At 35.5% G+C, this 24,846-nt stretch carries 14 protein-coding genes and 1 tRNA gene; 11 read left to right on the forward strand and 4 right to left on the reverse strand.

The genetic code is table 11. The features are described 5' to 3' along the window. The first annotated feature begins 597 nt into the window (after nucleotides 1–597). From IR022_RS04720 to IR022_RS04765, 10 genes are all read left to right on the forward strand, one after another. A complete protein-coding gene (locus IR022_RS04720; protein WP_194202817.1) occupies nucleotides 598–2,286 on the forward strand; it encodes a polysaccharide lyase in 1,689 nt (562 codons plus the stop codon). A 180-nt stretch (nucleotides 2,287–2,466) separates the two neighbouring features. Then, entirely contained in the window at nucleotides 2,467–3,114 is a 648-nt protein-coding gene (locus IR022_RS04725; protein ID WP_194202818.1) for a DUF3826 domain-containing protein, read from the forward strand. 113 nt (nucleotides 3,115–3,227) lie between these two features. Next, a complete protein-coding gene (locus tag IR022_RS04730) occupies nucleotides 3,228–6,359 on the forward strand; it encodes a DUF6298 domain-containing protein (RefSeq protein WP_194202819.1) in 3,132 nt (1,043 codons plus the stop codon). A gap of 5 nt (nucleotides 6,360–6,364) precedes the next feature. Beyond that, nucleotides 6,365–7,318, forward strand: a complete 954-nt coding sequence (locus IR022_RS04735) for a glycoside hydrolase family 43 protein (RefSeq protein ID WP_194202820.1) — start codon at nucleotides 6,365–6,367, stop codon at nucleotides 7,316–7,318. 54 nt (nucleotides 7,319–7,372) lie between these two features. Beyond that, nucleotides 7,373–10,690, forward strand: a complete 3,318-nt coding sequence (locus tag IR022_RS04740) for an MGH1-like glycoside hydrolase domain-containing protein (RefSeq protein ID WP_194202821.1) — start codon at nucleotides 7,373–7,375, stop codon at nucleotides 10,688–10,690. A gap of 46 nt (nucleotides 10,691–10,736) precedes the next feature. Then, nucleotides 10,737–13,478, forward strand: coding sequence for a glycoside hydrolase family 78 protein (locus tag IR022_RS04745; protein WP_194202822.1), 2,742 nt, complete (start codon nucleotides 10,737–10,739; stop codon nucleotides 13,476–13,478). Between the two features lie 80 nt (nucleotides 13,479–13,558). Next, a complete protein-coding gene (locus IR022_RS04750) occupies nucleotides 13,559–14,491 on the forward strand; it encodes an aldo/keto reductase (protein ID WP_194202823.1) in 933 nt (310 codons plus the stop codon). A 40-nt stretch (nucleotides 14,492–14,531) separates the two neighbouring features. Beyond that, nucleotides 14,532–15,458 carry an amidohydrolase family protein gene (locus IR022_RS04755; RefSeq protein WP_194202824.1) on the forward strand — a complete coding sequence of 309 codons (927 nt, stop codon included), beginning with the start codon at nucleotides 14,532–14,534 and terminating at the stop codon, nucleotides 15,456–15,458. Beyond that, nucleotides 15,455–16,702, forward strand: a complete 1,248-nt coding sequence (fucP, locus tag IR022_RS04760) for an L-fucose:H+ symporter permease (RefSeq protein ID WP_194202825.1) — start codon at nucleotides 15,455–15,457, stop codon at nucleotides 16,700–16,702. The genes IR022_RS04755 and fucP overlap by 4 nt, the downstream gene beginning before the upstream one ends. Before the next feature lie 24 nt (nucleotides 16,703–16,726). Next, nucleotides 16,727–17,749 (forward strand): zinc-binding alcohol dehydrogenase family protein, encoded by a 1,023-nt coding sequence (locus IR022_RS04765; RefSeq protein WP_194202826.1) that lies wholly within the window; start codon nucleotides 16,727–16,729, stop codon nucleotides 17,747–17,749. Nucleotides 17,750–17,807: 58 nt separating this feature from the next. On the opposite strand, the gene IR022_RS04770 is transcribed toward IR022_RS04765, so the two are convergent. The 4 genes from IR022_RS04770 to IR022_RS04785 all read right to left on the reverse strand — a co-directional run bounded on the left by IR022_RS04770 (nucleotide 17,808) and on the right by IR022_RS04785 (nucleotide 21,545). Beyond that, nucleotides 17,808–18,446 (reverse strand): murein L,D-transpeptidase catalytic domain-containing protein, encoded by a 639-nt coding sequence (locus IR022_RS04770; protein ID WP_194202827.1) that lies wholly within the window; start codon nucleotides 18,444–18,446, stop codon nucleotides 17,808–17,810. Between the two features lie 163 nt (nucleotides 18,447–18,609). After that, complete coding sequence (locus IR022_RS04775; RefSeq protein WP_194202828.1) at nucleotides 18,610–19,026, reverse strand: hypothetical protein; 417 nt, start codon at nucleotides 19,024–19,026, stop codon at nucleotides 18,610–18,612. Beyond that, nucleotides 19,004–21,154 carry a hypothetical protein gene (locus IR022_RS04780; protein WP_194202829.1) on the reverse strand — a complete coding sequence of 717 codons (2,151 nt, stop codon included), beginning with the start codon at nucleotides 21,152–21,154 and terminating at the stop codon, nucleotides 19,004–19,006. Before IR022_RS04780 ends, IR022_RS04775 begins: the two co-directional genes overlap by 23 nt. A 317-nt stretch (nucleotides 21,155–21,471) precedes the next feature. Continuing rightward, nucleotides 21,472–21,545, reverse strand: a tRNA-Met gene (locus tag IR022_RS04785). A gap of 352 nt (nucleotides 21,546–21,897) precedes the next feature. On the opposite strand from IR022_RS04785, the gene secDF reads away from it, so the two are divergent. After that, complete coding sequence (secDF, locus tag IR022_RS04790) at nucleotides 21,898–24,795, forward strand: protein translocase subunit SecDF (protein ID WP_194202830.1); 2,898 nt, start codon at nucleotides 21,898–21,900, stop codon at nucleotides 24,793–24,795. Nucleotides 24,796–24,846 lie beyond the last annotated feature (51 nt).

Here is a 24,846-nt window from a genome sequence, read left to right on the forward strand (position 1 = left end):
TATAAGTTTTGCCATAGAATAAAATGGACTAAAGAATGACTTTGGGATTATTTAGTCATTCTAAAAATAGTCAGAATCTAGTATTCAAGCGGATTTAACGGCAAAATATACAATAGTAATATGCCGATCATACTTTGAGTTAAGATCAAAAAAGTTATAATTAAGATCAATTTGCATATATCAAAATGTGAATAAGAACATATATTTGCAGACATCAAATACTATTTAGAAAAATTAAACCTTAGTCGTTTTAAATATTTAGACCCGAAAAAGAGATACTTATCAAATAAATAAATTGCAGAGAGTTCTTAGTTTATTAAGTTAAACGTTTAATTAGATTTTATAACCCTTTAGTTAAACGATTAATCAATTTAGAAGTTCTACTTTATTAATACCATTTAGAAATTATGAAAAAACGATGGAAAACAAGTTCCTGAATTTATTAGTGGAGTATTACAACTTCAAGCTAAATAAAAAAAGCTAACGTATAAGAACAATATATAGTCAAAAATTGAGGTAAGAGGAAGTGTTGATCCTTTATTGTAAATAAAACTTCTAAACCTTGAAAATAAAGAATTTCCTTAAATTAAATACCAGATGAAAAAGAAATTTTTAGTAGTTACGGCTTTTGTCTCTTTAATCTGTGCTAATAACTTATTTGCACAGTATCCCAAAATTACCGCTGAAGTAAAAAAAGAATCAGAGGCTATGTTGGCAGAGGCTGAAAGATTATCAGACATTGCTTGGGAAAAAGCTTTGCCAATTATTGAACAACAAGCAAAAGAAGGCCGTCCATACATTCCTTGGGCAGCTCGTCCAACAGATCTGCCACAAGGCGAAATTCCTGCATTCCCGGGAGCTGAAGGTGGTGGTGCATATTCTTTAGGTGGTCGTGGCGGAAAAGTTATTGTAGTTACAAGCTTAGAAGATAGCGGTCCCGGAACATTTCGTGAAGCTTGTGAAACAGGTGGAGCCCGTATTGTTGTTTTTAATGTATCGGGAATCATTCATATAAAAACTCCTGTTATCATAAGAGCTCCTTATATAACTATTGCAGGACAAACTGCTCCTGGCGATGGTGTTTGTATTGCTGGTGAAACTATTTGGGCAAATACTCACGATGTTGTTGTACGACATATGCGTTTCCGTAGAGGCGAAACTTATGTGGGCCGTCGCGATGATTCGTTTGGCGGAAACCCTGTAGGTAATATCATGATTGACCATTGCTCTACTTCATGGGGACTGGACGAGAATATATCTTTCTATCGCCATATGTTTAATCCACAAGATGGGACTAAAGATCTGAAACTACCAACAGTAAATGTTACTATTCAGAATACAATATCTTCTCAAGCATTAGATACTTACAACCACTCTTTCGGAAGTACACTTGGTGGGGAGAATTGCACATTTATGCGTAATCTTTGGGCTAATAATGCAGGTCGAAATCCATCGATTGGTTGGAATGGAGTGTTCAACTTTGTAAATAATGTAATTTATAACTGGGTACATCGTTCTGTTGATGGTGGAGATTACACTGCTCTTTATAATATGATTAATAATTATTATAAACCTGGTCCTTTAACTCCTATAGACAAACCTGTTGGACACAGAATCCTTAAGCCAGAATCAGGACGTAGCAAGCTAGGTTACTTTGTTTTTGGTAGAGTATATGCCAACGGAAATATTATGGAAGGCAATGATGCTGTAACAAAAGATAACTGGAACGGAGGTATTCAAGTACAAGAGCAAAAAGATACTGAAGGTTATACTGCCAATATGAAATGGGATAAACCATTCCCTATAGAAAACCCTTTCCCCATTATGCCTGCAAAAGAAGCTTATAACTTTGTAATGGATAATGTGGGCGCTACTTTTCCAAAACGTGATATTGTAGATCAACGTGTTATTGAACAAGTGAAAACAGGAAAAGTATATTATAAAGAAGGCTTAAATCCTGAAAGTTTCTATCAGTTTGAACACCGCCGTTTACCTGCTGATTCTTATAAACACGGTATAATTACAGATATTGAACAAGTAGGAGGTTATCCTGAATATAAAGGAACACCATATAAAGATTCTGATGGTGATGGAATGCCTGATGCATGGGAAATTAAATACGGATTGAATCCAAACGACCCATCGGATGCTGTTAAAGATATGAATGGCGATGGATATACTAATATTGAAAAATATATCAATGGCATAGACCCAAAGAAAAAAGTTGATTGGAAAAATCCAAGTAACAACTACGATACCTTAGCAAAAAGAAAGAGTTTATTTTAGGTTTAATAATAGTTTTGAATTGAAAGTAACTGTACAGGCTTAGGCTGTGCAGTTACTCTTTTGAAAATGAGTATATATAAATAATATACAAGCATCAATTAGTATATTTTATGACTATAACAGATTGTTATAGTTACTAAAACAATAAAAAGGTTTGAGACCTTACTAGAAATCTGAATTATGAAATCACTTATATTATTTGTTTCTGTTTTAATCTCCTTATCTGCTTTTAGTCAGAACAAAGAGGAAGAATATACCAAGGTTTTAACTCAAAGAGCTGAAAAGATAGTTAATACTCTTGACATTAAAGACAAAGCTGTTTATGATGCAGTTACACAAGTTATTGTAACCCAATATAAAGCTTTAGGAGAATTACACGATAAATCGGATGCAGACATCAAAAACGCCAAACAAAATATAGTTGATAAAACAGCAAAAGAAAATACTATTAAAGCATTAGATACAGAATTGAATTCAAATTTATATAATCTGCATTGTGTTTATATAGGTGCCCTTTCGGCTTATCTGACAAACGATCAGATAGAGAAAGTAAAAGATGGAATGACTTATGGGGTAGTGCAAGTTACATATACCTCATATTTAGATATGATACCCTCATTAAAACCTGAAGAAAAAAGACAATTGTATGCTTGGTTAGTAGAAGCTCGCGAACATGCAATGAGTGCAGCATCGTCGAAAGGAAAGCATGAATGGTTTGGTAAATATAAAGGTAGATTCAATAACTATCTTTCGAAGCAAGGATATGATATTCAGAAAGAAAGAAAAGCATGGGAAGAACGTATAAAAGCAAAAGGTGGAACATTATAATGGTAACAGACCTTTTAGAGCTTTGACAAGTTTCATTGTTATTATGTAATACAATAATAAGTATTTTATATTTATAAGAATAACAAATCAGCCTACGACCTTAAAAGTAGTTTATGAAAAAGATATGTGTTTGTTTATTATTTTTTTTAGCTGTGGGAATCAATGTATTTCCTCAGAATAAAAAGGATTCGCCTAAACCAATACCCCCTATAGTATTTAAAGATGGAATGCTTTCTTATTCACCTGATAACTTAAATAATAGAATACCCGATTTCTCTTATTGCGGTTATAAAGCATCCGACGAACCGATTCCAAGTATTGATGCAAAGATATTTATAGCATGGCAAGATGGAGATGTAACCAATCTTCTCCAAAATGCAATAGACTATATTGGTTCGTTACCTCTCGATAATAATGGATTTAGGGGAGCAATCTTATTAGATAAAGGCTCTTTTAAAATTGAAGGACAATTAAAAGTCCAACAATCAGGAATCGTTATTCGCGGTAGTGGTGTAGGAGAGAATGGAACAAATCTTATTGCAGCAGGAAAAGATCGCCGTACATTAATTCGTGTTTTAGGACAAGATAATAAGAGATTAAACTCAGCAATTAAAATATCGGATGATTACGTGCCTGTAAACTCATTTTCGGTTACATTATCAGCCAATCATAGATTAAAAATTGGAGATAATATTTTAATTCAAAGACCTTCAACTAAAGAATGGATTGAAGAACTAGGAACAGATCACTTCGGTGGAGGTATAACATCTCTAGGATGGAAACCATCGGAGCAGGATATTTATTGGGACAGAACAATTACTTCGGTAAATGGAAATAAAATAACATTTGATGCACCTCTTACAACCGCCTTAGATCAAAAATATGGTGGAGGATTTATAATACCTTATACTTGGAATGGTCGAATTTCGAATGTAGGAATTGAAAATTTATCTTACATATCGGAATACGACTTAAATAACCCTAAAGATGAAGCACATGCATGGATGGCAATAACATTGGAAAATGTTTCTGATGCATGGATACGCAGTGTTATATTCAAACATTTTGCAGGATCGGCAGTTGCTGTACTCGAATCGGCAAAACGTGTGACAGTAGAAAACTGTAAATCACTAGACCCAATTTCAGAAATAGGAGGACAACGCCGATACACATTCTTTACATCTGGACAACAATGTTTGTTTCAACGATTGTATGCAGAACAAGGATATCACGATTTTGCTTTAGGTTTTTGTGCTGCTGGCCCTAATGCTTTTGTACAATGCCAATCAGAATTGCCTTATAGCTTTAGCGGTCCTGTTGATAGTTGGGCTTCGGGAGTATTATTTGATATAGTTAATATAAACGGTAATGCATTGAGCTATAGAAATAGGATGCAAGAAGCACAAGGGGCAGGCTGGAATGCAGCAAATAGTGTATTCTGGCAATGCACAGCATCTCTGATGGAATGTTTTTCACCCCCCACAGCTCAAAACTGGGCATTTGGTTCATGGTCTGAGTTCTCAGGAAACGGTTATTGGAACGAAAGCAATAATCATATCAATCCCAGAAGCTTGTATTATGCACAATTGAAAGGGCGTTTGGGAGATAAATACACCGAGAGGTCGAATTTATTGGCTGTGGAAACAGAGGCATCTAGTTCTCCACAAATAGCTGTTGCACAAGAATTAACCAAGAAAGCATATACAACACCTTTAACTCTTTCGGAATGGATAGATACTCTTATCTCGAATAGCAATATTCCTATTGAAAAAGCAGGTATTAAAACCTTTGGACAAAACAATAAACTACTTACTGGTAAATCAATGGCGACTACTTCACCATTGTCTATAAAAAACGGATGGTTAGTAAGAAATAATACAATTCAAACAGGAGGAAAGCACAATATACAATGGTGGAATGGAACTGTTCAGCCCTCTTATCTGAAAAAATCGGCTAGTCCTCATTTAACACGCTTTGTTCCAGGAAGAACAGGTACCGGATTAACCGATGATATAGATTCAGTTGGTAGTTGGATGAAAAAAGAACATGTTCTTATTCTCGATCATAATTATGGTTTGTGGTACGACCGCCGAAGAGACGATCACGAACGCATTCGACGTATAAATGGCGAAGTATGGCCTCCGTTTTATGAGCAACCTTTTGCCCGTAGTGGGGAAGGTACAGCTTATGATGGGTTAAGTAAATATGACCTAACAAAATACAATGACTGGTATTGGAGGCGGCTTCGTCAATTTGTGGATTTGGCAGATCAGAAAGAACTGATCTTATTCCATCAGAATTATTTTCAACATAATATTATCGAAGCAGGTGCACATTGGGCTGATAGTCCTTGGAGACCGGCAAATAATATAAATAACACAGGATTTCCCGAACCTGCACCTTATGCGGGAGATAAACGTATCTTTTTGGCTGAGCAGTTTTATGATATAAATCATCCCGTAAGAAGAGAGTTACACCGTGCTTTTATTCGTAAATGTTTGGAGAATTTCAGAGGCAATAACAGTGTGGTTCAACTTATCAGTGAGGAATATACAGGACCTCTTCACTTTGTGGAGTTTTGGTTTGATGTAATTGCTGAATGGGAAGCCGAAACCGGGGAGAGACCTCTTATCGCTCTTAGTGCAACAAAGGATGTACAGGATGCTATTTTAGCTGATCCTATCCGCTCAAAAATAGTTGATATTATAGATATTCGTTATTGGTTTTATCGTGAAGACGGTACAACTTACGAACCTCAGGGAGGATTAAACTTGGCTCCACGCCAACATGCCCGTTTGACTAAACCAGGAAAAGTTTCTTTTGAGTCCGTTTATCGTGCTGTGAATGAATATAAAACAAAATATGCAAAAGCAGTTACCTATTTTTCGAACTCATATCCGCAACAAGCATGGGCTTCGTTTATGGCAGGTGGCTCTTTGACTAATTTACCTCGTATCTCTAATAAAAATTTCTTAGAAGCAGCTTCTTCTATGCAACCACTACAAGCACTCAATAGTACAAATCAATATGTATTGGGAGATGAAAGTAAAGGCTTCATTATTTATACGAGCAATTCAACAATAGATTTAGATCTATCTAAAGTGGCAAGCAAATTTATTGTAAATAGAATTAATCCTACAGATGGCTCAATTGTAAAAGAGAAAAATGAAATAAAAGGAGGAACCCATGTTCAATTAAAAAATACTGATGCTAAGGATGTAGTTATATGGCTACAAAAAAAATAAATACTATGAAAAAATCAATCTTATATATATTAGGACTAGTAGTTCTTCTGATATCCTGTAATACTAGTAAAAAAGAAACAGAAAATACAACTCCCGAAAAAGAAGTATATCTGTTTACTTCTTTTCATGAACCGGCTACCGAAGGGCTTCGATTCCTTTACAGTTACGATGGATATAAATGGGACAGTATTCCGGGAATATACCTAAAACCCGAAGTAGGGGTGCAAAAAATAATGCGTGACCCCAGTATAGTTCAAGGACCCGACAGTACATTTCACTTGGTGTGGACTTGCAGTTGGAAGGGAGATCCCGCCTTTGGATATGCTTCTTCTAAAGACCTAATTAATTGGTCGGAACAAAAGTATATTCCCATTATGGCATTCGATACAACGACTGTAAATGTATGGGCTCCCGAATTATTTTATGATGACGAAGCAAACGATTTTATTATTGTATGGGCTTCAACAATTCCATTCAAATTCGAAAAAGGAATAGAAGATGAAGATAATAACCATCGCTTATATTACACAAAAACAAAAGACTTTAAAGACTTTACCAAAGCAGAATTGCTTTATGATCCCGGATATAGCTCTATTGATGCTGTGATTGTTAAACGAGATTTGGCTGATTATGTTCTGGTTTTCAAAGACAATACACGTCCTGAACGAAATATGAAAGTAGCATTTGCGACAACTTCAGCGGGAGAATATATTAATCCATCTGAACCCTTTACAGGTAATTTTACAGAAGGTCCTTCAGTAGTGAAAGTTGGAGATGAATGGCTTATCTATTTTGATGCTTACGATAAAAAGTCTTATGATGCAGTATCAACAAAAGATTTCAAAACATTTACTGATATAAATGATAAAATATCGATTCCTGTTGGACATAAACATGGAACTATATTTAAAGCTCCCGAAAGTGTTTTGAATAAATTAAGATCTCAGACCTCTTTATAATTTTAGTAAAGTGCAATTTGAACAGGCTTTGGTCTGTGACCTTAAATGATTATTATGAAAAAGAAATCAATTATACTATCCTTACTTTGTTTGAGTAGCATCTTCTTATCCAAAGCTCAAGATGGTGTTTTTTATACGGGAAAAACATTATCTAATGTGAACTATCACAATGGACGATTGAGTCCTGCGGTAGGTACTCACAATATTCAAACGATGCGTGCCAATCGCGAGCATCCCGAAAAAGGTGATGGCTTCGGTTGGACTTACAATCACCAATCTTTTCTGGCATATTGGAACAATACATATTATCTGCAGTATTTAAGTGATTCTGTTGGTGAACATATACCTCCATCTCATACATTGTTGCAAACATCTAAAGACGGCTATAGCTGGACTAAACCCGAAATTGTTTTCCCGAGATATAAAGTACCCGATGGTACAACCAAAGCCGGATATAATGGTGTTGCAAAAGACTTATACGCTATAATGCATCAACGTATGGGTTTTTATGTATCAAAAAGTAATCGTTTACTAACTATTGGCTTTTACGGTATTTGTCTTGATAAGAAAGATGATCCGAATGATGGAAAAGGAATAGGACGTGTTGTAAGAGAAATAAAAGCTGACGGAAGCTACGGACCTATTTATTTTATACATTACAATCCAACGTGGAACGAGAAAAACACAGCTTATCCTTTCTATAAAAAGAGCAAGGATAAAGCATTTATTGCAGCGTGTGATGAATTAATGGCTAACCCTTTGATGATGATGCAATGGGTTGAAGAATCGGACAGTAATGATGCCCTTATTCCATTGAAGAAGAAATACAAAGCATTCAGTTATTATCATTTAAATAATGGTGATGTTGTTGCCTTATGGAAGCATGCCCTAACTACGATAAGCAAAGACGGAGGTAAAACATGGCCGGGAAATGTTGCCCGTGCTGTTGGCTTTGTAAATAGTAACGCGAAAATATGGGGACAAAGAACCTCTGATGGAAAGTTTGCTACCGTTTATAACCCATCCGAGTTTCGTTGGCCATTGGCTGTATCAACAAGTGAAGATGGATTGAATTACACTAATTTATATTCTGTACATGGAGATATAGCATCAATGCGTTATGGTGGAAACTATAAGTCACGAGGACCTCAATATCCAAGAGGTATTCTTGAAACTAATGGTACGCCTCCCGATGGTAATATGTGGGTAACATATAGTGTGAATAAAGAGGATATATGGGTGTCAAAAGTTCCGGTTCCCGTGACAGATAAAGCGATTAGTCATGCAGATGAAACCTTTGATTTGATGCCACAAAGCAAAGAGCTAGATACTTGGAATGTGTATAGTCCCTTATGGGCTCCTGTCAAAATAGAAAAAAGATCGGATAATAAACGTTGGCTTTCGTTGAAAGACTGGGATCCATTTGATTATGCAAAAGTAGAAAGAGTGATTCCCGAATCTAAGAATTTAGAAGCCTCTTTCTCGGTTCTGTCTGCTCAAAATAAGAATGGAAACCTACAAGTTGAGTTTCAAAATGCTCAAGGCGATGCTTGTACCCGTATCATTTTTGATAATGACGGTTTGATAAAATTAAAAACCGGAGCTAGATATGCTACCTTAATACCCTATGAAGCAGAAATTATTTATGACATCAATGTTTCTTTATCGACTTCTACCAGAAGCCTGACAATGAAAATCAACAATAAGGAGATTTCTACAAAATTATTTTTTAATCCCGTAGAATCTATCCAAAGAATTGTGTTCAGAACGGGTGATTTACCGACCGATCCGACTCCTAATGATGTGGCTGACAGAGATACTGATTTGCCAAATGCAGGAGCAGAGGAGCAAAGAGCCGAATATTATATCTCATACCTAAAAACATATGATCCAGCAAATCATGCTGCAATTCTAAATGTGGATGATTATAAGCGTTATGCAGATTATTTTAATACAATGGAAGACGAAAATATAGCACAAGCTATTCCAAATGCTCAGTCTTGGGAGTGGATGAAAGCCAATATACCATTGTTTGAATGTCCTCAAAATAATTTCGAAGAGATGTTCTATTACAGATGGTGGTCTTTAAGAAAACACATCAAAGAAACTCCCGAAGGTTATATAATGACCGAATTTTTAGTAAATCGTTCGTATGCTGATAAATATAATTTAATCTCTTGTGCTTTAGGGCATCATATCTATGAAAGCCGATGGTTACGCGATCCTAAATATCTAAATCAATATGTACATGTTTGGTTTAGAGGAAATGAGGGCAAGCCTATGTCGAAGCTTCGTAGTTTCAGTAGTTGGACATCCGATGCACTTTATAATAAATATTTGGTGGATGGAGATAAAAACTATCTGTTAGACATGTTTCCCGATCTGGAAAGCGAATATGCAGCATGGGAGGGAGATCATCGCTTACCAAGCGGATTATATTGGCAAGGAGATGTACAAGACGGAATGGAAGAAACCATTAGTGGCGGACGCCGTAAGAAATATGCTCGCCCAACTATCAATTCTTATATGTTTGGTAATGCAAAAGCTCTATCGGAAGTTGCCAAATTGAAAGGAGACAATGCCACAGCTCAGAAATATGAGAATAAAGCTATTGAGATTAAGAATTTGGTTCAAAATCAACTATGGAACTCAGATAGTATATTCTTTGAAACATTAAGAGAACCCGGAAAATTTGCTTTGGTACGCGAAGCGATCGGTTATATACCTTGGTATTTTAATCTTCCCGACAATAAGACTGATTTTGCAAAAGCATGGTCACAAGTAAAAGACGAAGGTGGTTTTTGTGCTCCTTATGGACTTACCACAGCAGAACGCCGTCATCCCGAATTTCGTTCTCATGGATGTTGTAAATGTGAGTGGGATGGAGCTATCTGGCCTTTTGCCTCATCACAAACTTTAACAGCTATGGCTAACCTATTAAATAATTACAAACAAGATGTAGTAAATGACAGTGTTTATTTTCGTCATATGGAATTATATGTAGAAAGTCAGTATCACAGAGGAAGACCTTATATCGGAGAGTATCAGGATGAAGTAACAGGCTACTGGCTTAAAGGCGATCAGGAACGCAGCCGTTATTATAATCACTCCACTTTCAATGATTTGATTATCTCTGGATTGATAGGCTTAAAACCTCGTCCCGATAATACTTTAGAAGTTAATCCCCTCATACCTCAGGATAAATGGGATTGGTTCTGTTTAGATAACGTTCCTTATCATGGAAAAACGGTTACTATCGTTTGGGATAAAACAGGAGGCAAGTACAAAAGAGGAAAAGGATTTTATATTATGCTAGACGGAAAAGTTGTAGCTAAATCTGATAAATTAGAACGATTAACCTATAAGATGTAATGATACGAACGATTCTATAAGATAAGGTCCCAGACATTTTATTACTATGGCAAGCATAAAACCGATAACTATGATTCTGAAATACAACATTAAATATTCTCTGCTTCTGATATTGTTTACACTTTTTGTTTTTAATGTCTATCCTATAGATATTAAGGATTTGACTTGTGAAATGCAGAAAACTCCATTGGCTATGGATAAAGCTAATCCTCGTTTCGGGTGGAAGCTGACTTCTAATGTCCAAGGAGATAAACAAACGGCTTATCAGATAATACTTACATCTAATGGCGTGAAAGTATGGGATTCGGGAAAAGTAAAATCCGATCAAAGTCAATTAGTAGTTTATAAAGGGAAACCTTTGGAAAAAGGTAAACGCTATTTATGGACTGTAAAAGTGTGGGATGCAAAAGGAAAAATGAGTGAAAGCAAAAATACTTTTTTTGAAACTGCACCCGATTTTAATAACACAAAAACACAATGGATTGGTGCAATTACTCAAGCAAATTCAAATTTACCAATAGGGCGTCGTGATCTACATAGTCCATCCTTTAAGAAACTCGAATATAAAGAGCTGTATGATAAAATAAATCCATTAGCACTACACAGTATTATATTGAGAAAATCTTTCAATACAAGCAAAACTGTGGACAAAGCAATTGTTCATGCTTCGGGTTTGGGTCATTATAACCTTTCTTTAAATGGCAAGAAAGTAAGTAAAGATATTTTCACTCCCGTATGGAGCGATTATGATAAGACGGTTTATTACAATACTTATCAGATAGATACTTTACTAAATAAAGGAGAAAACGTTATCGGAATAACATTAGGCAATGGCTTTTACAATGCAGTCGGTAATCGTTATCGGAAATTATGGGTTTCTTTCGGACCTCCAACTTTATTTCTCGAAATGCATGTGTATTATACGGATGGCACAAGTGAAATAATTACTTCTGATGAGTCATGGAAATACGCACTTAGTCCTATAACATTCAATGATATTTTTGGGGGCGAAGACTACGATGCCCGCTTAGAACAAAAAGGATGGGATAAACCAAGTTTCAATGATAAGTCATGGAAATCGGTTGTTATCCAAGAAGCTCCAAAAGGAATTCTTCGTGCCCAACAGATCACAAGTGTTCGTAGTATTAAAGAATATGGAGCAGTATCGATGTCTAAAATAGATACTAGCTATGTCTTGAATATGGGACAAAACCTTTCGGGTTACCCCGAAATAAAAGTCACAGGAAAGAAAGGACAGACAGTTAAAATTACCGTAGGTGAGTTGTTGAACGAAGAGACAGGAAAAGTTTCTCAAAAGCAATCGGGAGGACCGCATATATATTCCTATACATTAAAAGGTGATGGAGTGGAGGAGTGGCACCCTGAGTTTACTTACTATGGTTTTCAATATATTCAGATTGACGGGGCTAATGTATTATCGTCAGATGGTTCAGATAAACCATTGATTGTAGATATAAAATCGCACTTTATATATAACTCAACTAATGAGAATGGGCATTTTGAATCTTCGAACGAGATTTTTAATAAAGCACATCAGTTGATTAAAAATGCAGTGAGAAGTAATATGCAGTCGGTATTTACAGATTGTCCTCACCGCGAAAAACTTGGATGGCTAGAAGAAACTCATTTAAATGGTCCAGGGCTCCTTTACAATTGGGATTTGACTCAGTTCTTTCCAAAAGTAATGCAAGATATAGCAGACGGACAGCAAGCTGATGGACTTGTACCCAATATAGTTCCCGAATATGTAGAGTTTGGCAAAGGGCTCGAAGTATTCAGAGATTCTCCCGAATGGGGTGGTGCTGCGGTTATTGTACCCTGGATGTATTATCAGTTTTATGGTGATAATGCCTTGATTGGGGAATACTACTATGTGATGAAGCAATATGTAGATTACTTAACTTCAAGATCAACAGATCACATAGTTTCTCATGGATTGGGTGATTGGTACGATTATGGAGAACATCGTGCAGGATTCTCTATGAATAGTCCTGTTGAAGTGTCGGCTACAGCTCATTATTACTATGTTACACATTTGTTAGCAAAGGCTGCAAAGATGTTTAACAAGTCTAATGATGAGAAGAAATATACTGTTTTAGCTCAAGATATAAGAAAAGCTTTCAATGAAAAGTTTTTAGATAAAAACACGATGCAATATGGCTCAGGTAGTCAGTTTTGTAATGCCGTAGCTTTATTTATGGGTATAGTAGAGCCACAGAACAAAGTTGCTGTACTACAAAATCTGAAAGCAGATATTCAGCAAAGAGGTAATCGATTGACTACGGGTGATGTAGGCAATAGATATTTGTTTCAGGCTTTGGCTCTAAATGACGAGAACGAACTAATGTATTTAATGAATAATCATACCGATGCTCCGGGGTATGGCTTTCAAATACAATTTGGTGTAACAACCTTGACTGAACAATGGGATCCACGTAAAGGTGCATCATGGAATCACTTCATGATGGGGCAGATAGACGAATGGTTTTTCCAAAGTTTAGCAGGAATCGTTCCTTCAACACCCGGTTTCAAAGAGTTTACAATACAGCCACAACCTGTGGGTGATTTAACTTGGGTAAAAGCTAATCACGAAACATTATATGGAAAAATAGCAGTAAGCTGGAAAGTGGAGAATGATATATTCTACCTATCAGTTGATGTACCCGTTAATACTCGTGCTACTATTATATTACCCGGTGGCAAGGATACAAAAAGAATAGTAGGCTCAGGACAACATGTATTAGAGTGCAAATTAAATAAAAAGTAAAGATTGGCATAATATCTCGAAGATATAACTAGATAAAGGATTAAAGGTCTGAGACCTTATAACATTTTAGAAGAATTGAAATGGAATACAGAAGAATTGGAAATACAGACATGAGGGTGTCTACTCTGAGTTTTGGAGCTTCTTCATTGGGTGGAGTTTTCCATTCGTTGAAGGAGGCCGAAGGTATAAAAACGGTGCATGCAGCAGTTGAAGGTGGTATAAACTTCATTGATGTATCTCCCTATTACGGACATTTAAAATCAGAAATTTTATTAGGAAAAGCTTTAAAAGAAATTGATCGAAAGAAGTATTATTTATCAACTAAAGTAGGTCGATATGGGGAGAACGGTATAAATCTTTGGGACTATTCAGCCAAAAAAGCAAAAGAGAGTGTATATCAAAGTATGGAGCGCTTGAATGTCAACTACTTTGACTTGATTAATATACACGATATTGAGTTTGCCGATCTAGATCAGATTTGTAATGAAACATTGCCCGCCTTAGTTCAACTAAAAAGGGAAGGTGTTGTTGGATATGTTGGCATTACGAATCTAGCATTGAGACATTTTAAATATGTTATTGATAATGTACCTCCAAAAACAGTTGATAGCATTCTCTCTTTTTGTCACTATTGCTTAAATGATGACGCTCTTAGTGATTATCTGGATTATTTCGAAACCAATGGAGTGGGGGTTATTAATGCTTCTCCTTTCTCTATGGGATTATTAACAGAAAGAGGAGCTCCCGATTGGCACCCAGCACCAAAACCTTTAATAGAACTTTGTAAGAAAGCTGCACAACATTGCAAAAGTAAGGGAAAAAACATCGAACAGCTGGCTATAAAATATGTAGTGAGTAATCCACGCATAGCAACAACATTATTTAGTACTACACGATCGGAAGCTGTTATTCAGAACTTACAGTGGATTGAAGAACCTTTAGATACTCAATTATTAGAAGAAGTACAAGATATCCTTAAATCGCGATTTCGAGATACTTGGTTGAATAGCTAAGGGTCTGTTTTGCTATTTAACCTTAATCAAACTACATATCATGAAAAATATTAAAATAATTGATGCACATGCTCACCTTTGGTTGAAACAAGATACAGAAGTAAACGGTCTTAAAATACAAACTTTAGACAATGGACGCTCACTTTTTATGGGAGAAGTTCGCCAAATGCTTCCTCCATTCATGGTTGACGGACGTAACACTGCTGAAATATTTTTATCGAATATGGATTATGCCCAAGTATCGGCGGCAGTTATTACACAAGAATATATAGACGGCTTACAGAATGGTTATCTGTGGGAAGTTCAACAAAAATATCCCAATCGCTTTTTATGTTGTGGCATGGTTGATGCTCGTAGCTCTGGTTATTTTGAGCATGTTCAGAAATTAATAGAACAAGGGTTTAAGGCGATTAAGATTCCTGCCGAAAGATTGATAGAACCACATAAGCAAACATTCCTGACATCATCTGAAATGATGAAGATGTTTAAATTGATGGAAGAAAAAGACATTTTGCTTTCTATTGATTTGGCAGAAGGCGACACTCAAATTGCAGAAATGGGAGAAGTAATTTCCGAGTATCCCGACCTACGTATTGCAATAGGACATTTCGGGATGGTAAACCGCCCTAACTGGCAAAAACAGATTAAGTTAGCCCGATATAAAAATGTAATGATTGAATCAGGAGGAATAACGTGGTTATTTAATGATGAGTTTTATCCATTCAAAGGAGCAGTATTAGCGATAAAAGAAGCTGCCTCACTTGTAGGAATGGAAAAACTGATGTGGGGATCAGATTATCCACGTACAATCACAGCTATAACTTATCGTATGTCATACGACTTTATTTTGAAGTCTGATTTACTTCCGGAGAATGAAAAGCGCATGTTTTTGGGAGAAAACGCTGTTCGATTTTATAACTTAAAAGATTTAGTAGAATTACCCTATATCAAAAATATGTCCGAATGAAAAACAACACGTACAGAGGATCCTTAATATTAATTTTCAGCCTGTTTTTTATATGGGCAATCAGTAGTAACCTTCTGCCAACCATGATTCGGCAATTAATGAAGACCTGCGAACTTAATACGTTCGAAGCATCATTTACCGAAACCGCTTATTGGCTTGCTTACTTTATATTTCCTATTCCGATAGCTATGTTTATGAAAAAATACAGCTACAAATCTGGTATTATTCTAGGATTACTTCTTGCCGCTTTCGGAGGTTTTCTATTTCTATTTGCCGCCAATATAAAGGAATATTGGGCATATCTGGGCATATTTTTCATTATTGCAACGGGTATGTGCTTTCTGGAAACGGCAGCAAACCCATACGTTACAGCATTGGGAGATCCTAATACGTCAGCACGAAGACTCAATTTAGCACAATCGTTTAACGGTTTAGGAGCTTTTATAGCTGCTATGTTTTTGAGTAAGCTTATTCTCAGTGGAAAAACATACACGAGAGATACATTGCCTACTGATTATTTAGGAGGATGGGAAGCTTATATTCAGTTCGAAACTGACTCCATGAAATCAATCTACCTCGTATTAGCTTTAGTTTTAGTACTTATAGCTGTGTTGTTTGTCTTTTTTAAGTTTCCGAAAATAAAAGAAGAGGAAGCCGAAGATAACTCAGACAAATTGATCGATTTTAAAGTATTGAAACGTTCCCACTTGAGATGGGGCGTAATTGCTCAACTCTTTTACAACGGAGGGCAAACAGCCATTAATAGCCTGTTTCTGGTATATTGCTGTGTATATGTTAAAATGGAGGAAGATTTAGCTACAACTTTCTTTGGACTCTATATGCTCGCTTTTCTTTTAGGTAGATGGATAGGTACACTGTTTATGAGTAAATTCAAACCTCAGAATATGTTGCTCCTCTATGCAATAGTCAATGTTATATTATGTGTGGTAATAGCTGTATTTGGCGGAATGATAGGACTCTATGCTATGTTGGGAGTATCATTCTTTATGTCGATCATGTATCCTACACAATTTTCTCTCGCGTTGAAAGATTTGGGATCAAATACCAAAAGTGGGGCAGCCTTTTTAGTAATGGCAATTGTAGGGAATGCTTGTTTGCCACAGCTAACAGCCTTTTTTATGGATCAAAATGAGCATATCTATCAGATAGCTTATATTATACCACTTATCTGCTTCCTTTTCTGTGCCTATTATGGATGGAAAGGATATAAAGTAATAGATTGAAGTTAACGGAATAAACAAATAATAATGAAAGCAATACAAATTGTTCAACCTGGCGAAGTTCGTATGGTTGAATTAGAAAAACCTATACCTCAAGAAGGCGAAGTTTTAGTAAAACTTCAGTATGTTGGTTTCTGTGGATCAGACTTAAATACATATTTAGGAAAGAACCCAATGGTAAAACTACCAGTAATTCCAGGACATGAGATTGGAGCAGTTATAGACGCTGTTGGAAATAAAGTTCCATCAAATATTAAAGTAGGATCGCCATGTACAGTAAATCCATATACCAATTGCGGAAATTGCCCATCATGTAGAAATGGTCGTCCTAATGCCTGCCAATTTAATGAAACCTTCGGAGTTCAGCGCAATGGCGCAATGGCTGAATATATTGTTGTGCCATGGAGTAAAGTTATTATTGATGGCGACTCTCAACTTTCGCCTAAAGATTTTGCCTTAGTAGAACCTATGAGTGTAGGCTTCCATGCCGTTTCGAGAGGCGAGGTGTCTGACCTTGATACAGTAATGGTTATAGGCTGTGGCATGATTGGTGTTGGAGCTATTGTTCGATCTGTAATAAGAGGTGCTACGGTAATTGCTGTAGATATGGATGATGAAAAACTGGCATTAGCAAAACGTCTTGGAGCACATCATACAATTAACTCTAAAACCCAAAATGTAACGGAAGTTTTAGGCAATTTAACTAATGGGTTGGGAGCTGATGTAATTATCGAAGCAGTGGGTTCACCTATAACGTATCAGATGGCTATAAATGAAGTTGCTTTTACAGGTAGGGTAGTGTGCATTGGTTATGCAAAAAGCGAAATAGCATTCGAAACTAAATATTTTGTTCAAAAAGAATTAGATATTAGAGGCTCCCGCAATGCTATGCCTGAAGATTTTAGAAGTGTAATAAAATATCTAAAAAAAGGGACATGCCCTATTAACGAACTTATTAGCGGAATCTATAAGCCCGAAGAAGCTCAAAACGCTTTAATAAAGTGGCAAGAAAATCCAGGCAAGGTATTTCGGCTATTGATTCAATTTTAGAAAAATAAGTATAGCATCTATCTAAAATACAAATATCTCTCTTTACGCAAATTACAAATCAATAATAAATCCACATTAAGGTGGGCTTTTTATTGGTTTGTAATTTCTTGTCCATATATCTCATCATTTCGTCACTTGTAACGGGGCATCCAAAGCTCCATCCCATTGGTAAATGCTGTGGATATATTTCTTTAGTAGGCATAGGTGTATGCGAATGAAATACAATAATACGCTTATAGGCATTATTGTTCGTTTTTTCGAGTCCATGCATTTTATAATGTACATTAATTCCCCATTGACTATATGATCGTATACCTAGTTTATATTTGCCCACAGAAGAGCATAAACTACCATCTGTATTGCTGAATACTGGTTTTGCTCCTGTACTTAAATTTTCACCTTTACCACACCCATGTGCACATAAAGCTTTTTGGTCAATGCTTTTTGTTTTAAAATTCCAGACAAACATGCGGTTTCGTCCTGAGTGAATTTTCATATCAATCAATACACAGAAATCTGTATTATAATTGTTCTTTTCGCAGAAAGCCATAGCCTCATTAGCTTTCTCTTCTAATCGTTTTTGAGCTTCTGTTGCTGTGTCTTGTGTCTCAAGTGAATGACCTGATATATTATTACAGCTAGATAAGAGCATCAAAACAATGATTGTTTTGATGTATATAATGAATGAGAAATTCATATAAAAAGTCGGTTAGTGTTTAAAAGTCAGTTTCCTTAGAGTGTTTAGTTTAGAAATATATTATTCCTATTCCTTCCACAAAGAAACAACAAAAAAGTCAATCTGAGAAAAGAGAGGCAATAAACCTAATTATTAGCATTTTTAAATTGGTTATATATATTGATTAGTTAGTCACTTTAATTTCATTAATTCCATATACAATTTTTCCATCCGTAGTCATGCCTTCAATAACAACTGAATAATCAGTTATAAAATCTGCCGTATAGAAATCAACAGATGCTTCACCCAATGAGGATGTATTGATATTTGGATTCCAATAAATTGTTGTACGCAAATCAGGCTGTTTATCATTTATTTCTCTTACTGTCTCATATTTTGGACTATAAAAAGATATTGGTTGCTGATATCCAAGAGGCATAATAGATTTTATATTATCTTCTTTTGGTTCTATAATATTTTTAGACTTTCCTGTTTTTGTTCGTATCACAACTGCTCCTGCTCCTCCTCTTACACCCAACAGACTACCAGCCTTAGCCCCCTTTATGACTCCTATTTCTTCAATATCTGAAATGTTTAACATTCAAATCAAAATCTTTATCCATAGGTTGATCATCAACTAAAATGAGTGCGGGATATCTTACTTGTGCATCTCTTGTTATGTAAACCTTGTTGTCTATTATCTGAACTCCCGATGTATTACGTACTATATCCTGTATTCGAGACATTCCCGATTTTTCAATATACTCTGTTGAAAAGGTTTTATTCGCTATATTCATATAATATGATGCTTCTTTATCTTGCTTCTTGCCCAAAATTGAAACCTCTTTAAGAAACACCATACGGATTCCCTTCTCGATTGCATACTTTTGCTCTGCCTTCTCTACATAATGTGCTAAAGGAGCATTTTCTTGTAATATAGGAGATCGAAAGCCTTTTGATATTAGAGGAAAGCTCTGATTATCTATCGTCAAGATAACATTATCTTTGCCATGTTTAGATAGTGCCTGTACTACGAATTTAGTACTATCGGGAAATTCGAATCCATCGAAATTAAAACGCCCCATCTCATCAGTCATAACTTCATCATAATACCCATTCTTTACTGATAATAAACTGACCTTACTGTTTTTCTGAGTAGTCGTTTTAAATAAGCCACCTTCTATTGCTCCCGATATATTTTGAGAAAGTTCTATTGGAATATTGGGCTTCTGTATTTTTCCTTTTATGACTTCAGGTACATTATATCTTCTCCATCCTTGTGTCAGCATTAGCAGGTCTAAAGCTATCTGGTTGGCTTTGGAATCCTTGTCTAAATATGAAGCTGGATTTTCTATATAACCCTTTAGTTCAGAAGACAGAAGTAGGGTTGACAATATGTTTTCACTTTTGTTGATAGCTACATCTTTGTTATCAGTAACCGATATTGACAAGTTTGCATTCAATGGATTATTATTACTATCTGTGACCTTTATATTTGACTTAACGTAGTCACGGCTTTTATAGGAGGCTTTATCAGGTGAAAAAGCAATAGCTGCCTGATCATTATTCAGGCAAAAGAACAAACGCTCGCTAAGTGGATTTTTATTTACATCTGAGAGTACTATCTGTGAAACGCCCGAAGGAAATTCTGTTTTATCAAGTATGAGAACATTACTCTTTGCGTCCCAATTTCCAGAATATTGGGGAATCCCTCTTGTGTGGATCAATAAGTGTAGAGGTTCACTTGCTTTAGAATCTATTGTACTAAGTACTGATATGTATATCTTGTTCTTTACAGTGTTTACACTCAAGGTATATCCTTTGTCTCTTGCTATGGGTAGAGGTATTTGTTTCCAGATATTCTTGCTGTTTTTACATTTAGCATAATATGTTTTACCTTTTTCGGGTTTTAAGAAAAAAAAGCCCATCCCTTTATCTAGTGTTTCCAGTTTGGCTATTTTGAGTCCTGTTTCATCTATAATATGACCAGAGATGGGTTCCGACCATCCTTTTGCATTTAGTGCTTTAAATGCAACTTTAGAGTATAGTCCTTCAAACAAATAACCTCCTTCGGGATGAAAAGATACATCAAACTCATTATCGGATGTCGGTATCTGAATATACTTCTCATAATTACCATATTTCAGATACAATATTTTACCATTTTTTAGAGTTAATTGAGCAACGGAATCATATCTATTTATCTTTATATGCTTAGGCTCTTTATTGTCTATAGAAACAATTAAATCATCTAAATCTTTTTGTTGTCCACTCTTTACATCTATAAGGGATATTTTCACATCCACTTGATCCTTTGTGTTTAAATTAAAATCTACTCTAGCTTCTACTGATGTGGAAATAGGACTTTTTATTTGCACAGTTGTGTAAGCAAAATAATCTTCATCAACATTAAGCATATAGTTTGTATATGCTCTCAGGGTATAGTTGCCTTCTGCTAAATCATCTTCTAATGGAATATACCCACTGTATGTACCCTTATTCTGACGTACTTTTATCCGTTGTATAACTTCTCCCAATGGAGTAACCAACTCTAAATAAATATAACGGCTTGCATCTATCGGATAATGACTTGATGCATCAACTAAATAACATTTCACCCATATTTTTTCACCTAATATATAGTAAGGTTTATCAATGTGTAGATGAATTTTCTCTTCCGGCAATTCTTCGAGTTGTTTTATGAGATTTATCGAGACCGAATCCGACATAGTGCTGTTACTCTGACCAATTATAGGATAGAATATTAGTAAGAATAATATAGTTAAGATTGTATTTTCATAGGTATGGAGAGTATTGTAATTTAGGTTTAAGATTTCAGTAGATTCAAGAAAGTCGTTTGTGATAATAATTCTGACCGCAATTGAGCTTCATAGTTTCATGCGGGATCAGTTTGGTTCAAGAGAATTTTCTAATATACTCAAAAGCAGAGTGCGGGCAAAATAATGGTGGATAAATATTGAAAATAGAGGGTTTGTGTTTTCAGTAATAAACGAAAAAAGGCTTACATAAAATGTAAACCTTTTTGTAGCGGGACCGAGAATTGAACTCGGGACCTCATGATTATGAATCATGCGCTCTAACCATCTGAGCTATCCCGCCATGCCTCATTAGCGGTTGCAAAAGTATGGCAAATATTTTGTATCCGCAAGCCTATTTTGAAAAAATATAAGTGTATCTTTGAAAATATTTTTTAAGATATTGATAACTAATGTTTAATAGATGTTGATTAGTTGCGAGGATTGGTGGTTTTTAAAATAAGCTACTATTTCACTTTAGAAAAAGATAAAAAAGATTATATTTGCACGCTTAAGTCGTGTTCTGAGCCGTTTCTTATGATATATCTGCATTATTATACTATTTAAATGTATTTATAACTACAAAAGGTTTTGGAATCTATATCATTGAAAATTAAATATTAAAATAAACAAATAGTAACAAAAGTAACTTTAAAATGCAAAACAAGGGATTTGTAATAACTTTTGCCATTTTGTTGACTGTAGTTTGCTGTTTTTATTTATCCTTCTCCTTTGTGACGAGATATTATGAAAAACAAGCTGCGGAATACTCTAATGGTGATCTTAATGCGCAGAGTCATTATCTGGACTCTATTTCTACAGAAAAAGTATGGTTGGGATATACCCTAAAACAAGCCAGAGAAAAAGAAATCGGTTTAGGTCTTGACCTTAAAGGTGGGATGAACGTTATTCTTGAAATCGATGCTGCTGCTGTATTGCGCTCATTGGCTAATGAAGAAGATGCTCAATTCAACAAAGCTTTACAACAAGCTGTAGAAGAAAACCGTAAAGGAAGTAATAAAGACTTTATTACTTTATTTGTAGAAAAATATGAAGCTATTGACAAATCTGGAAAATTAGCTATTGTATTTGGTGCAAGATTAAAGGATCAAATAAGTCCAACGGATAATAATGCTACTGTAAAGAAAGTTCTTGAAAAAGAATTACAAAGTGTAGCAGATAACTCTTTCAATGTATTACGTACACGTATTGATCGTTTTGGAGTTGTTGCTCCTAACATTCAAAAACTAGATCGTGCAGAACGTATACTTATTGAGCTACCAGGTATTAAAGAACCTGAACGTGTAAAGAAACTTTTGCAAGGAAATTCAAATCTTGAATTCTGGAAAACTTATAACCTTCAAGATATTCAAGGTTATTTAGGTGCTATCAATTCAAGAAGTACAGAATTATTAGCGGCTAAAACACCAGCAAATAATGTAGCTGTAGCTGATTCTACATCTTCTGATTCATTGTCGGTAGCTTCTGTTACTCAAATAGAATCGGAATCAACTCCAATGTTTACAAAATCATTATTCGAATATTTTGATGGAAAATGGGGTGGAGGTTCTGTTGTAGGTATAGCTGACAGAAAAGATACTGCATCTATTAATACAATATTACGCGCATCTAAAGATTTGTATCCAACAGATCTTAAATTTGCATGGGGCTTTAAAGCTATTGATGATAAAGAAACTATATTCCAATTATTTGCTCTTCGTGGTGATGGTACTAAAAGAGGACCAGCTTTAGACGGTGAAGCTATTGTTACTGCAAGTGCAGATCAGATACAAGGTCAAGGTTGGGGTGTAAGCATGCAAATGAACTCAACTGGCGCAAAACGTTGGGCTGCTATTACAGGAGCTGAAAGAGGTCGTTCAATTGCGATCGTTCTTGATGGTTATGTTTATTCAGCACCAAATGTAAATGACCGTATCGAAGGAGGAAACTCTTCTATTACTGGTAATTTCTCAGTAGAAGAAGCGAAAGACTTAGAAAACGTTCTTAAATCTGGTAAAATGCGTGCTGGTGTACGTATTGTACAAGAAGATATTGTAGGACCATCTCTTGGTGAAGAAGCAATTCAATCGGGACTTATCTCTTTTGTTGTAGCACTTATTGTTTTAATGGCATATATGTGTTTGGTTTATGGATTCATTCCAGGTATGATTGCAAATGCAGCTTTATTGCTCAACTTGTTCTTCACTCTGGGTGTCCTGGCGTCCTTCCATGCAGTTCTTACCTTACCAGGTATTGCAGGTTTGGTACTAGCCTTAGCGATGGCGGTTGATGCTAACGTTCTTATCTATGAGCGAACAAAAGAAGAGTTGCGAGCAGGCAAGAATGTGAAGACTGCTGTTCAGGATGGTTACAAACATGCATTCTCTGCGATTTTTGACTCTAACTTAACTTCTATTATAACAGGTTTAATCCTTTATAATTTTGGTACAGGAGCTATCAGAGGTTTTGCTATTACCGAGATCATTGGTATATCAGCATCATTCTTTACAGCTATCTTTATGACCCGTTTGGTTTATAACTATGGTTTCTCTAAAGGTAAGTTTGCTAACTTGACATTCTCGTCAAAACCACTTAAGAATTTCTTAATGGATACTAAGATTAATTTCTTGAATCTACACAGAAAAGCTTATGCGGCATCTTTGGCAGTAATCATACTAGGTATCCTCTCTATATTCACACTTGGATTAAACAATGGTATTGACTTTACCGGTGGACGTAACTATATTGTACGTTTCGATAATCCAGTAAATACAGAAGAAATAACAGATGCTCTTAAACCAGTATTAGGCGAAGAGTCTATGGTTAGTGTTATTACTATTGGTTCAAGCAATCAAGTAAGAATAACTACCAACTATAAGATTGAAGATGCTAGAGACGAAGTTGAAACTGAGATTAAAGATAAAATGAATACTGCTCTTAGCAGTTACATCGCATCGGGTAAAACTATTGATGACTATATTCAAAGTTCTCAAAAAGTGGGTCCTAGTGTGGCAGATGATATGAAGACGGCAGCCGTAGGTGCAGTTATTCTGGCTATCATTTGTATGGGACTATATATCTTACTGCGATTTAGAGATGTAGCTTTCTCTTTAGGAACAATTATTGCTGTTGCTCACGATGCTGCTATTGTGATATTCGCATACTCATTCTTCCACAAGATCATGCCATTCTCTTTAGAAATTGATCAAACGTTTATTGCGGCAATCTTAACAGTAGTTGGATTCTCTATTCACGATAAGGTTGTAATCTTTGACCGTGTACGTGAGAGAAGAAATGCATTTCCTTTAAGAGACATCGCATTAAATATAAATGACTCTCTTAATACAACTTTAACTCGTACAGTTAGTACTTCTTTAAGTACAATACTTGTATTGATCTGTATCTTTGTATTAGGTGGTGATTCAATCAGAAGCTTTACTTTTGCAATGTTACTAGGTATTATACTAGGTACATATTCATCAGTATTCATTGCGACTCCGGTTGCTTATGATTTCTTAAAAAGAAAAGAAGATAAAGCAAAAGCTGCGAAATAAAAAATACTTATAAAGTATATATAGCATAAGAGGCTGCCCAATCGGGTAGCC

This window comes from Dysgonomonas sp. GY617 (genome assembly GCF_015233815.1).
GTDB lineage: Bacteria > Bacteroidota > Bacteroidia > Bacteroidales > Dysgonomonadaceae > Dysgonomonas_A.

What these genes read in the sequence shown, in the direction of transcription:
- IR022_RS04780 (WP_194202829.1), bottom strand. Translation starts at nt 21,154, where the DNA reads ATGTCGGATTCGGTCTCGATAAATCTCATAAAACAACTCGAAGAATTG.
- IR022_RS04730 (WP_194202819.1), top strand. Translation starts at nt 3,228, where the DNA reads ATGAAAAAGATATGTGTTTGTTTATTATTTTTTTTAGCTGTGGGAATC.
- IR022_RS04740 (WP_194202821.1), top strand. Translation starts at nt 7,373, where the DNA reads ATGAAAAAGAAATCAATTATACTATCCTTACTTTGTTTGAGTAGCATC.
- secDF (WP_194202830.1), top strand. Translation starts at nt 21,898, where the DNA reads ATGCAAAACAAGGGATTTGTAATAACTTTTGCCATTTTGTTGACTGTA.
- IR022_RS04720 (WP_194202817.1), top strand. Translation starts at nt 598, where the DNA reads ATGAAAAAGAAATTTTTAGTAGTTACGGCTTTTGTCTCTTTAATCTGT.
- IR022_RS04750 (WP_194202823.1), top strand. Translation starts at nt 13,559, where the DNA reads ATGGAATACAGAAGAATTGGAAATACAGACATGAGGGTGTCTACTCTG.
- fucP (WP_194202825.1), top strand. Translation starts at nt 15,455, where the DNA reads ATGAAAAACAACACGTACAGAGGATCCTTAATATTAATTTTCAGCCTG.
- IR022_RS04725 (WP_194202818.1), top strand. Translation starts at nt 2,467, where the DNA reads ATGAAATCACTTATATTATTTGTTTCTGTTTTAATCTCCTTATCTGCT.
- IR022_RS04735 (WP_194202820.1), top strand. Translation starts at nt 6,365, where the DNA reads ATGAAAAAATCAATCTTATATATATTAGGACTAGTAGTTCTTCTGATA.
- IR022_RS04755 (WP_194202824.1), top strand. Translation starts at nt 14,532, where the DNA reads ATGAAAAATATTAAAATAATTGATGCACATGCTCACCTTTGGTTGAAA.
- IR022_RS04775 (WP_194202828.1), bottom strand. Translation starts at nt 19,026, where the DNA reads ATGTTAAACATTTCAGATATTGAAGAAATAGGAGTCATAAAGGGGGCT.
- IR022_RS04770 (WP_194202827.1), bottom strand. Translation starts at nt 18,446, where the DNA reads ATGAATTTCTCATTCATTATATACATCAAAACAATCATTGTTTTGATG.
- IR022_RS04765 (WP_194202826.1), top strand. Translation starts at nt 16,727, where the DNA reads ATGAAAGCAATACAAATTGTTCAACCTGGCGAAGTTCGTATGGTTGAA.
- IR022_RS04745 (WP_194202822.1), top strand. Translation starts at nt 10,737, where the DNA reads ATGGCAAGCATAAAACCGATAACTATGATTCTGAAATACAACATTAAA.